A 12,418-nucleotide genomic window follows, 5' to 3' on the forward strand; every position below is an offset into this window, starting at 1 on the left:
CCCCTGTTACGCATTTCCGTGTACCAGGCCTTCGCAAGAGGCCCCAACCTGCACAATGGGGAATACCATGGAATTCATCGACACCTCCGCTCCGATCGCTGTTAAAAACGCTAAAGAGGTTTTTGAAACCACGTCGCCGTTCTTCGACAAGATGCAAACCAAGATTTTCCCGGCAACCCAACACACTCCGGTCGTAGGGCGGTTCAAATTCAAAGAAAGCAGCCTCACTCGTTTGATCCTCTGGGCGGCGGCGGCAAATCTTCCAGCCGGTTTTTTCGGCGCCGAGATGAAACGCAATATGTATACCTATGGCCCTTCCGGATGCGGTAAAACACGACTGGTCGAGGCATTTGCTGCTCGAACTGGACGTTCGGTTTTCAGGGAGCAATGCTCAAAAGAAACCACCCTATCCGACCTGTTCGGCAGCTGGAAGCTATGCGGAAAAGATGAAGGCATGAAATGGGTGTATGGCAAGGTTTGCCTGTGGGCTATGCAACCTAACTCCATCCTGCTGTTGGATGAGTGGGACCAAGTACCAGCTGACGTCGCTATGGGCCTTAACGGTGTTCTAGATGGTGCTCCAATTCATCTGGATCAGACAGGGGAAATCATTAAGATCGCACCTGGTTGCATGATCATGGCCACCGGTAACACCAATGGTCGCGGTTCTGCTGGCGGTCAAGGTGGTAGTGCTGCTGTCTACAAAGGCACGCAGAAAATGAACTTTGCCAACCAGGACCGCTTCAACGTCATGTTTGAAACTTATCTCCCTGAGGCGGATGAAGCTGATCTCCTCGTAAGTGAGACCAAGGCAAATCCGGTGGCCGCAAAAGCCATGGCCAGCCTTGCTGCAAAAATTCGGGCCAATTTTATTGGCTTGAATGAAGACGCCGGCGCCGGTGGCATGGCTTTCCAGTTTACGATCACCACACGGAACGTCCTCAACTGGTCGATGAACTTCAACCTGCTCACCCAAATGGGGAAAAAGGTCGAAGAGGCATACGTCGAAGCGCTACGGATGACAGTGCTCGACTTTGCACCGAAAGACGAAGCAGCTGCGATTCTCTCAACTTGGTCGACGATTGTTGGGCCTTCCAACTAATCGTTAAACGCTCCATCACACCCCGGCTTGCCGGGGTTTTTTTTGCCTTCAATTTATGGGGGGCTGTGCGCCATCTCCTGTCACTGGGTCTTCGCAAGAGACCTGCATTTCAGTGAATTTCAGGAGAAGCACATGAGCACAATCCAATCCACCGCCGACGTAAGCGTTCAGATCCTTCAGGACGTTGTGCTGTTCGACTACATCATCGGCGGCAGCACCGGTGAGAAGACGGTAGAGGCTGATGACTTCATTCGTGAAGTTGGCAAAACACTCCCGAGTGGCACCTTTGCCTGGGTTAACAAATACCGAGCAGAAGCAAAGCGCGAAATCTTGAAGGTGGGGGTCTCTAGGCGGGTCAACAACCGCGTGCGAGGCTACTTTGTACCAACAGCACATGCCCAAGGGCTGGCCCAGGCACTGAAGCAAATCAAGGAAAAATACCTGGCAGAGAAGAAGATCTTCTTGGCTGAACTGCCCGGCAAGGTTGAAGAATGGGCTAACGCCCCGGAGAACGCTAGCGTATCAAAGCCAGGTGGTAGAACCCGGGCTGAACTGATTCGTCAGCACGCTCCGCAGCACGGTGTTCTTGAAAAGATGTTGACGTTCGACATCTCCGCGATTCGTATCAACGACACCAACTACTTTGGTGAAGAAGATGCACTGCAACAGGAAGTAAAGGGGCTGGTTGGTCAGGCCGCTTTTGAGATCTCCGAGGATGTTCGTAAGTCCTGGTCGGGATCGCAGAAAGGCCACACAACCTCTCGTGTTTTGGGGCTGGTGCGCCGTGTCCAGGACAAGGCAGAAGCCATGAGCGTGCTTTCGAGCAAGTTCGGAAATCTGGCTAAGCTGTGCGGTGAAGTTCTAGCTGCCGTACCAACAGGACAAAACATCGAAGGTGTCGCCTTCATCCAAGTTTCGAGCTTGCTCTCGTTCTGCATGGATCCCGAGAAAATCATTGGCGACCAAGCCACTGCTTTCGATCCTCTCGATGTCACTGATCAGACCGTCACAGGTGCACCAGATACCACCAGTAACGTCTTCTTCGGTGAAGCTCTCCAAGTGACTCCGACAACGACAGCACCAAATACAACACAACCTGAAACAAGCGTGTCCATCGTTCCACCTCTGCCCACTGATCGCGAGGCCCATGCGAACATCTTCTTCGATGTAGAGCATGACGCCGTAGCAATCGAACCCGCTGCCCCAGTGTCTGAACCCGAACAGCAGGACCCAGTCCAGTCGTTCATTTTCTAACCCACAAAAAAAGCCCCGATCATTGATCGGGGCTTCTTCATTTCTTGGTAACCGCGGCGAGGGTTGTTACTCAGTAAAGTTGTTACCTGGTACTTCCACTTCGGCTTTGGCCATCAGGTAGCGTTTCGATTCGCGCTCATACAAAGAGACCAGCGTAATCCGCACGTTGATCGGTGTCTGCTCCCACTCTTCAGAGCTCGGTGCGTATCCGGCCCACTGGGGATCTTCCTGCATCTTCCTGATAGAAAGCCAAAGCTGCTCGTTTAGGTCTTTGGAGTTGAAAAAATCTTCAGCAGTAAAATGCTCTGCGAGTAAGTAGACCTGTATGAGAGGCAGTCCTAAAAACTCAGCAATTTTTTGAAGCTTCTCTTTACCCAGTGACTTAATTTGGCGGTTGCCATTCGCCAGGGAGTTCCAGTAGATCTGAGTCACACCGACTATATCGGCGATGGCGCGATCTTGAAGGCCACGTTCAACAATGGCCTTTTTGATCATCTTAATCAGACGAGCACCTTCGATTTTGTTTCTATCACGAGTCGACGTTTCATCTTCAGTCGGCGACCCTGCATCAGCTACCGCTTGCGCTTCTCGCGCCAACTGAGCTTGTTCTAACGCCTGCTTAGCTAATGCTGAAATTTTCTGCCTACTATTTTTCGGTGCAGCTTTGGCGGGCTCCGGCGTAACAGCTGCGGCTGGGGTCTCGGCTGGAGCTGGAGTAGAAGCTGGTTTCTTTGCAGCAGCGGAAGAACGCACTCTCGGAGCCTTAGTAGCAGCCGGGGCAGCTTTAGGTGGTGAGGACTTTGCAGTACTAGCAGCTGCTGGTTTTTTTGCTGAGGTACGAGCCTTGCTCTGCGGCTTCTTAGTTTCAGTTGCAGTAGCAGGTGTCGTATCTACATTTTTTGCTGAAGCGCGAGACCGCCCTTGCGTAGAGCCACTTGGTTTCTTGTCACTAGGTTTTGTCATGGTTACGGCTCCAGGTTGTTCGCGTGGGGTCGAAGAAGAAGGGGCGCCCCTTGTATAAATAAAGCAGGGAAATGCCATTATCTGTAAAATTAATTCTACACAGTTAACAACAAGATTCAATCTCTTGTTCATGTGGAACAAGAGGCGGAGCGCCCGTTTTTCAAGGCTCTGCATAGAGACGGATTAGGCCAAAAGCAGACAGCTTTAGCGTGAATTTTGTGCGTAAAAAGAGCCTCAAACCAGAGGATAGAGCCGACCCACCATCGACAAGTTCCCAAACTTTTTCTCTACCCTGGCATCTGCCACTCGCATGATCAGCGAGGCTACTTCCCGAATTGATACCGTTGTGCTCCCTCCTAAAGGCCAACCAGGCGATCGGCGCATGAGCTGGGTTGGCCGGGATAACGCTGGCAGCAGATTCATTCAGTATCATTTTGCTGATGTTGTATTATTGGTACGTGTTGAGTATCCTCGACCGAACCAACTCCAGCAAAAAATGAGGTACTCCATGCTCCCCCAGGACGCAAAGCGCAATCCGGATTCCTACTCGTATCCAAACGGGATGCTCAACTCAGGCTATATCGCCGGCGTCCTGCGGAACAACGACCCAGTAAAAGGGATCTGCTTCATCCAGCAGACCCGCAGTGAAAACCACATGCTTCCGATCCATTACGACCCGAAAAAGTCGCCGATTCCCCGCGAAATCAAAGAGTGGGACCTGATCATGGCGTACGTCCATACCGACGGTGCAGTAGAGGGCGAAAACCGGATTGCAAAGCTCAAAAGCATCCGCTTTGAAGCCCCAAACTTCATGCACATGGGTACGCGCTTTCGTGATGACTTCATGAAGAAGTGGGGCGCAGCGGTTCATGCCGCAGCCGTCGATTCCGGAACACCGAAGTCCGTCGAGGAATTGCAGGCGATGCCGGGCGATGACAACGATGCACGTCGTGACTCGTTCGACTGGAAAGCGATGGAGCTGAACAAGAACGCATCGAACCAGATTCGCATCGCCGGCTTCATTCAGGCCAAGTCACTGGAACGCAATCGTAAACATCCGACTGATGGCACCCCGATCAATGACCGACTGGTGGTTCTGATCCGGCAGAGCAAGGATTCGGATCAATCAATCCCGGTCCGCTGGTATGGGCGCAACCTTCAGCCCCTCGCCGAGAAACTGGCCCGCGGGATGCCCATCGTCGTGTCGGGTGAGTTCCGTATCGACGTGAAAGCCCTCGGGATGCCGGACCCTGAGACTCAAGTTGCCCCAGTCTCGAAGACCCCCTTCATCCAGGCGAAGGACATGCCCGCACCAGTCTCCCCGGATTCCGGACACATCAAAATCGTTCCAGGCTGGGCGGCCGAGCTCTTCAAAGGCCACGGCACGGCCCAGACCGAACAACCTGCCGACCAAGATCGAGCCGCACTGTTCGGCGCTGCTTTCGCTCCACAAGAAGGCCAATTGGATGAACAGCCTGGCGCGTAATTAAACGGCAACGCCAAACGAAGTGAAAAAAGCCATCGAGGTCCTTGACCACTGTCGATGGCTTTTTCCGTTTTGGTGGCAGTAGTAACTCACAGCAGCCCCGACCATTACAGGCGGTCGGCTTCAACCCCTATAAAACTGAAGGCATGGTCAGCAATGGGCAAGACTCTCATCATCACTGAAAAATCGACTGTCGCAGCCACCATCGCTAAAGCGATCGGCGGGTTTAGCAGGGTAGAAAACTGGCTCGAGAGTGAAGACGCCATTCTTGCCCCCGCTGCTGGACACCTGGTGGAGATCCATTCAGAGGAGATGGCCAAGGCTGGCCGGGATATCAGTAACCTGCCGGTGATTCCGGATCAATTCGAACTGCGCCTCATTGAGGAAAAGAAAAAATTCTACCAGGTGCTCGATCGCCTCATGCGCCGATCGGATGTTACGGCTATCGCCAACGCCTGCGACGCCGGTCGAGAAGGGGAACTGATTTTCCGTCTGATCTACAAAAGAGCCGGGTGCACGAAGCCAATGCTTCGCCTCTGGATGACCTCAACCACAGACGAAGCCATTCAATCAGCCTATGCAGGAATGCGCCCCGGGGCGGACTACGACAACCTTGCAGAGGCGGCTGAGATTCGAAGCGAAGGCGATTTCATCGTCGGGATCAATGCCTCTCGCGGTATCACCCGGCTTTATGAGCGCCAGACCGCTAAAGCCGAAACCTTTCCGTTGGGCCGGGTCCAGACCCCGACGCTTTCCTTGGTCTGTGCCCTGGAGCTGAGCATTCTGACTTTCCGGCCGGTGCCTTACTGGGAAGTGCACGGTACGTTCGGTGTTGGCGCCGGCAACTATGTCGGAAAATGGCAAGCACCTCGGACTGCGGATACCGCCGGCACTGAAAAGGACAACCCCCCACACCGAATACTGAACCGAGCAATCGCAGACGGAATTATCGCCAAGTGCTCCGGTGCGGTACCGACCAGTGTGGAAGAAGAGGTGAAGCCGGCACAAAAGGGCGCTGGCAAGCTGTACGACCTGACCGGGCTACAGAGGGAGGCGAACCGCAAGCTTGGCTTCTCGGCGGCTTACACCCTGGAGCTGGCCCAGAAACTCTACCTTGATCTCGGCCTGACCACCTACCCGAGAACCGATTCCGCCTACCTGCCAGATGACTTCGTTGGTGAAGCCAAAAAGCTCATGAGCACCTTCGGGGGCAGCCCATATGAGGAGCATGCCCAGCGCGTTTTGGATGCTGGATGGGTCAAACCGAACAAAAAGATCTTCGACTCGAAAAAAGTATCTGACCACTATGCGATCGTGCCCACCGGTAAGCGCCCGGGAGAGCTGACCGAAGACCTGCATAGAATTTACGACATGATCGTGCGTCGATTCATCGCGGTCTTCCATCCGGCGGCCGAGTATTCCGTTACCGTGCGGCTAACCACCGTTGAAAATGAAGTGTTCCGCACTACCGGACGGGTGTTGGTTTCACCTGGCTGGATGCAGGTGTACGGTCCGGGCGCCGCAGACGCTGACGATGCCGACGACCGTGAAGGGGATGCTGAAGACAAAAAAGAGTTGGTCCCTTACGTGAAGGGCGAGCACGTAAGCGCCGCCGGCCTTGATCTGAAGATGCTCAAAACAAAGCCCCCTCAGCGGTACACCGAAGACACGTTGCTCGGTGCCATGGAAACCGCAGGCCGCCTCATTGACGACGAAGAGCAGCGGGAGGCGATGAAGGACCGCGGGCTCGGTACGCCGGTTACTCGCTCGGCCATGATCGAATCGCTATTGGCGGCTAAGGATGGATCTAACCGGAAGAAAGACCCCTACATGGTGCGAGACAAAAAGTACCTCGCGCCCAGCGCCAAGGGCATGACGGTCTACCGGTTCCTGCTGGAGAACAACATCCAGGCTCTGACCTCACCGATCCTCACCGGTGAATGGGAGCAGAAACTGCGATTGATGGAAAAGGGCCAATACAGTCGGGCGACCTTCAAACAGGAGCTGTCCGAGCTGACGATCCAGATTCTCGACACCATCAAAGAGAAGTATGCCGGCATCACCGTCAAGGTGCTCAAAGCCCCGTGTCCGACATGCGGTGGGGCTGTTGAAATCCAAGCCAAGACGTTCGCGTGTGCGGGGCAGTGCGGCTTTTCGATCTGGCGTGAAATTGCCAAGCGCACCCTAAAGGTATCCGAAGCGGAAACCTTGCTCACAGAGAAATTGGCGCTCGGCCTCAAAGGCTTTGTCAGCACAACTTCAGGGAAAAAATTCGAAACGGGCCTGCGGCTGCTGGATGACGGCAAGTTGGAGTTTTACTTCGATCCGACCGCCAATACCAAAGATTCAAAGGGCAACGTGGTGACTTGCCCGAAATGTCAGGGCCCTATGCGGCGGATCAAAACCGCTACCGGCCATTTCTGGGGATGCTCAGACCGAGATGAGTGCAAGCACACCATGAACGATCACAACGGCGATCCTGTCGAGCGGCCAAAGGCACATGAATGCCCAGAGTGCGGAAAACCCATGTACTTGCGAAACGCTGATAAATCGCCGTTCTGGGGATGCAGCGGCTTCGTTAAGGGCGGCGGCGGTTGCAACAACACACTAAAGGACAATAACGGAACACCTGTGCCTAAGTCGGCACCATCGCCGGCGCCCGCGTCCCCACAGGCAGATCAACCATCCCAATCCCAGCCGGCGGCTTCCGAGGTGTTCCTGTGAACGCAAACAACAGAATCATCCGAGCGGCCTTTCTTGTTTTTGGGTTTTGGTGGCTGGTGTTCACGCTGGTCGAATTCGGTGGTCAGCCGTTAGAGGTGTTGGAGAACTGGCAATATGTGGGGAATACGGTTTCTCGATGGGTGCTGGGTGTTGTTGCCGGTTTGATAATGGGTGTTTGGTACATCTGGTTCGGTCGAGTAACAGCGATGAGCCGTTTGTTCAAAGGCAAGTTGGGCAATCGGCTCAATGGCGCTCGTTCAACGCTTGGCGACGTGCCAATGCCGGCCCGGGCGCCCAAGCGAGTCGACAGCCTGGCCAAAAGACTCCCCATTGGCAGTGCGCTGGTGAATGCCTGGGTAGCGGCCAACGAAAAGAAGTATCCGCAGCACGTAAAATTCTTTTGGGCAATCTGGGACACATACTCGGCACACCAGCACTTCCCAGCGTCGCATCGCAAAGGTGGCCATGGTAACCGGCGCCTATGGGAACACTGTCTGGCCGTTGCTGATACGGCCCTGGCTGATGCCGGCACCTATGTGTTTGATGGGGTCTACGTAAAAGCTCGGGGCAAACCCAAGTTCAAAATCATCGACCTCAAGAACAAGGAGTTTCGATTCGACCCTCAGGACCCACTGATCCCGATCCTGGCACTGGCACATGACATCGGCAAGCTGGAGGCTTATGTCCTCGAGCCAGATGGATCAGTCAAAACCAAGGAAGAGGGCAGTGCACTTACCCCCCAGGATGACAACCGCATTTCCCACGATTCATTGGGCGCCCGCATTCTGGCGCGGTTTCCAGAATACTGGGCACTACCTGGGCGCGACAGAACAGCGATCAACCTGGTCATTGGTCACTACCATCATCCAAGTCAGTTCCCCGTCGATCGTAATGGCCTGAGCCTCGATGACCGGATGACCGCGCTGATGGAGTATTTGATCCTGGTCGACAAGAAGACCGGCATGGCTGAATCGAACATCACCGACAGTTTGAATGAACTCGAAATCACCGAGGAAGAGTCGAGCTCGATCTACCACTGTTTCGTGGACATCATCACCGAATTCGGACGCGTCAACGGCACAGGAGATAAAGCCCGGGACTCCACGCTGAAAATTGCACAGAAGCATGACGGGCTGATTGTGGTGAAGGAAAAAGACCTCCGCATGCTCATCCTTGCCAAGATGGGCTGGTCTTTGGACGAGGGCGACGGCCGCTACCGGGTCACACTCAATCTGATGTCGACCCTGCAAGAGAAGGGTGTGCTGTACACGACCCACAACCATGCAGACATGAGCCGCTTTCTCCCAATGTATTCGGCATCCTTCAGGGACTCACAGACAGGGGCCCACATGACAACGTGGGAGCCCGTCATCATTATCCGACCTGTCTCCACGACGCCTGAATTGGCAGGCCTGACCGGTCTACCGAATCTGGGCTCAAAACTGGACGTCGAACGCCCGCTCTTCACTCACAACCTTGGCATTCAAGAGGTCGACGGCCTCCGTGCGCTGATCGCTCTGGGCTTTGGTACCGAAATTGCCGCCAAGGCGAACATAGCCGGCAAACAAGCGAAGGCCCAGGCCTCAGCACCACAAGTCACGGCTCAGAACCCGCAGCCACTGAATGCCCCCAATGCTCAGTCGCCGGCGGATACCGGCTCTGGCCCGTCCACCGGTGTGGTGACACCAGCTGAAGTGGAACAACCGGCCACATCGGGTGTTGCCCTGGACCAGCCGACTACGCCGATTGAACAAACCGTAGATGCTGAACCCCAGCAACTGGTCAGTATCAAACCGGCGTTGCGCCTGGTGCAAACGACGCCCCCCAACACGCTTGAGATCAGCGAGCCTCCATTGGAAGCCGTTGAAGTGCCGGCGGAGGAAGAGGAGTTGCACCCGGACGAGCTGCAACTTGAAATGGCGGGGCTGCTTGAGCAAGTATCCGCCGATGATAACGACGATGACGAATTCATGGCGTTTGTCGGTACCTCTTCAGAAGACGACGACGGCTTCGGGGACGCGTTCGCCGACTTCGGCGAGGAGGTGGCCACCCCTCAACCTGTTCCCATGAACAAACCGGAAACAGCGTCGGTACCTGAGAACCAGTTTGAACAGCAAACCAAACCGGAAGAATCGCCAGCGGCAATCAGCTCCGAAACAGCATCCGCCGCACCGATAGCCGTAGCGATACCTGATCCTGATGCACAGTCATCCAGGCGTAAACTCAGCCCGGCAACTGAGGCCGCAGCGTTGAAGGCCTTGGGCGACGCCACCCCGGATTTCACCGCATTCGTTCAGCCACGCAAAAAAAAGAAATCGGTGTTGAACAACATGACCCGCATTCGTGAGGCCATCGCACATCAGGTGATACCTGTGTGCGGGAGTAGGGATGGGTTCGAATATTTGCTGGAAGCGGACATTGTTGCCTTTGATGCGGATCTGGACCTCAAAGCCCTAATCAAGGCGGAGAAGCTACCCACTGTGACGCCAAAACCCGGTTGCACGATGGTCGGATTTCCAGTCGTAACAGAGCGTTTGAGCCGCGACTGGTAAAGCGAAACGCGATCAAAACTCCCTGGCCAGCGCGATGCAGGCTGGGGAACTTGATCGGCGGCAGGCGCAGCGATTGAAAACCTTCCCGTCAACTGCCGGCCTCTTTATTTGTTGACAGGAGTCGTCGGCAGATCTTCATCCCTCTGCTCAGGCGCAATCACTTGGGGTTTGACGCTTTCGAGCAAGGCCGTTTGCAGCTTGTCATTCTGTTCGCTGAGTTGGGCGTTCCGTTGCTCCAGCTTCTCCAAGTTACGATCCGTGACCTCAAGTCGCCCGCGGAGTTGCGCCGCCTCATCACTGGCTTTTGATCGCAATTGCCGCAGCTGATCCTTCTCATTCCGCTCCCGCTCAAGCTCTTTGGTCAGCTTGTCGGTTTTGGTCTTCTCCTCATCACGTACCCTGGCCGTTTCTCGCATCAAGAAGTCTTGTGTCTTGACCAGTTCAACCTGGTGGCTTTCAGCCAAGGTGGTCAGATCCCTCTGGGAGCTTGCCCGCAGATCCGTCAACTGCTGTTGCAGGCTATCCACGTGCCCTTGAAGGCGCTGCTGTTCCTGCATATTCACGGCCAGCTGAGCCGCTGTTTTCTCTGTCTGGTCCTTCAGCTCCGCCGCCAACGCTTTACGTTCAGCCTCATTGGCCTGTAGCAGCTCCGTGAACCTGAGCTTGTCTGCCCGCAACCCCTCAATCTCGCGTGTCTGACCGTCGAACCGCTCGATGGCAGCCAGTTCATTGGCTTGGGCAGTTTCCATCGCTGCTACCGTGTTGTCTGCCTGAGCCTGTAGCTGCTGCCGTTCAATTTCATGCCCGGCAACAGCGGCGTTGAGTGCGACATCCCAGATTTTGTCGAAACTCGCACACACGTCATCGGGAATGCTTGGTCGCCGTAGCCGAGCACTCAGTGCTGGTCCGGCCTGCACCCAAAATTTCTTGACCTCATCGTTGACCAAGTTGGGGGATGCCGAGATGCCGTGCTCTGCGGCGATCATCTCCCGGATGGTTGACTGCCGAACCTCCTCGCCAAGGCCAAGCAGCCGTTCCGCGTATTGATGCACCAACAGCCGTGTGCTTTTCAGCTGAGCATTGGGTGACTGCTTTGTCATGGCTATCAGGGCTCCGTCATTGAAAGGTTTGCGCTAGTGGTAGTTCGGTTTTTCCATACCGCTTTTTTGCTAGGAGTTCACGAGACTCGAGCAAGCCACTTATCAGGCTCTGCGCCGAGGTCAATGATTCAGGCTTACGCTGAATATTGAACGAGCTGATTCAGCCGACGGCTCGAATCCTGACTGTTGTATCAATTACCGGTACGGGGTGTGTGGTGCTGAATTCAACGATTTACTTCTGGCTCATTCGGTTCATCACGGACGAACGACTGGCCGAAAAATTCCAGAAAAAACAACGCGTTACGTATGTAAACGGCAACGCCATGGACGCTCGGAAGTGGTCTCCGTAGAATTCTACAACATTTCATACTGAAACCAATACGATTCCTATTAGGAAATACGATAATTCGTGATAACCATAATTATCACGACTTTTCATAAGGAGGGGTGGCCGTTAGATCAATCTAGCAGTAGCTCACATTTGTGCGGAATGGGTTGCCGTTTCGATAAAACCCTTTAGAATCGGGTTTTTAATTAAAAAGACTTGCGCTGTGGATCAAGCCAAATCACGCAAAGTGGAAAAGGGTTCGCCCTTCTTACGCCCAGCGAAGCTTTCTCGAGAGGCCTTCAAAGCGTTCATTGAACAGCGTGGCTGGCGAATGGCCGACGTGGCTTGCCGGTGGTCAATCCGGCCGGAGCACTTGAGCAGGATTGCGGCGGACGAGGACCGTGATCTGAAATGGGATGACCTGGTGCGATCGCTGCCGGCATTGAGCGCCTTCGAGCGATCGTGTGTGACAGCGGCTAGGCTTTCCATCATTCCGCCAAAAACCCGCAGACGCAAAGGGCAGCCCATTGTCGAACCGGTCCAATCGGTAGACCCTGAGTCGGCCGGCGCCGTAGTGCAAACTGATCCACCGTTCAAGTGGGAGCATGGCGACGACGAGGGCGAGGATGAAGCGTTCTCGCCGGGCGTCGACGGCTTCCGTTACCGCAGCTATCTGTCGCGGGGCTCAGAACTGGTGGTCGTGCAGGAGATCGATGGCTTTGCCCGCGAGCATGCCATCCTGGTCGTAACCGCTACCCGGGTCGGCGTCGACCCCGCCGGCGGAGCACAGGAAGAGTACCAATGCGAGTCAGCGACGGGTGATCGGCGGTGGTTTGCACCGGATCAGATTGACGATTGGCTGGTGTCCAACGGAAAAATGCGAGATCTACGATGACAAAATCAGTTACA

General features: G+C 54.8%; 8 protein-coding genes. 6 read left to right on the top strand and 2 right to left on the bottom strand.

The window, feature by feature from the left end:
• Positions 1-67 precede the first annotated feature (67 nt).
• The gene (locus AC1ROI_RS23250; protein ID WP_158244043.1) at positions 68-1,102 is read left to right on the top strand and encodes an AAA family ATPase; all 1,035 of its coding nucleotides are present in this window, start codon (positions 68-70) and stop codon (positions 1,100-1,102) included.
• 132 nt (positions 1,103-1,234) lie between these two features.
• Complete coding sequence (locus AC1ROI_RS23255; RefSeq protein WP_102599458.1) at positions 1,235-2,356, top strand: DUF3150 domain-containing protein; 1,122 nt, start codon at positions 1,235-1,237, stop codon at positions 2,354-2,356.
• Between the two features lie 66 nt (positions 2,357-2,422).
• Here the strand turns inward: AC1ROI_RS23255 and AC1ROI_RS23260 are convergent, their stop codons facing one another.
• Entirely contained in the window at positions 2,423-3,319 is an 897-nt protein-coding gene (locus AC1ROI_RS23260; protein ID WP_256580143.1) for a helix-turn-helix domain-containing protein, read from the bottom strand.
• A 508-nt stretch (positions 3,320-3,827) separates the two neighbouring features.
• Between AC1ROI_RS23260 and AC1ROI_RS23265 the strand changes: the two genes are divergently transcribed.
• From AC1ROI_RS23265 to AC1ROI_RS23275, 3 genes are all read left to right on the top strand, one after another.
• Positions 3,828-4,805, top strand: coding sequence for a hypothetical protein (locus AC1ROI_RS23265; RefSeq protein ID WP_173678008.1), 978 nt, complete (start codon positions 3,828-3,830; stop codon positions 4,803-4,805).
• Positions 4,806-4,961: 156 nt separating this feature from the next.
• The gene (locus tag AC1ROI_RS23270; RefSeq protein WP_102599457.1) at positions 4,962-7,529 is read left to right on the top strand and encodes a DNA topoisomerase; all 2,568 of its coding nucleotides are present in this window, start codon (positions 4,962-4,964) and stop codon (positions 7,527-7,529) included.
• Positions 7,526-10,081, top strand: coding sequence for an HD domain-containing protein (locus AC1ROI_RS23275; RefSeq protein WP_102599456.1), 2,556 nt, complete (start codon positions 7,526-7,528; stop codon positions 10,079-10,081). The genes AC1ROI_RS23270 and AC1ROI_RS23275 overlap by 4 nt, the downstream gene beginning before the upstream one ends.
• 104 nt (positions 10,082-10,185) lie before the next feature.
• Here the strand turns inward: AC1ROI_RS23275 and AC1ROI_RS23280 are convergent, their stop codons facing one another.
• Entirely contained in the window at positions 10,186-11,181 is a 996-nt protein-coding gene (locus AC1ROI_RS23280; RefSeq protein ID WP_102599455.1) for a coiled-coil domain-containing protein, read from the bottom strand.
• 551 nt (positions 11,182-11,732) lie between these two features.
• Here AC1ROI_RS23280 and AC1ROI_RS23285 point away from each other — a divergent pair.
• Positions 11,733-12,404, top strand: coding sequence for a hypothetical protein (locus AC1ROI_RS23285; RefSeq protein WP_173678009.1), 672 nt, complete (start codon positions 11,733-11,735; stop codon positions 12,402-12,404).
• Positions 12,405-12,418 lie beyond the last annotated feature (14 nt).

The organism is Pseudomonas sp. GW823-FHT02C02 (assembly GCF_058797635.1).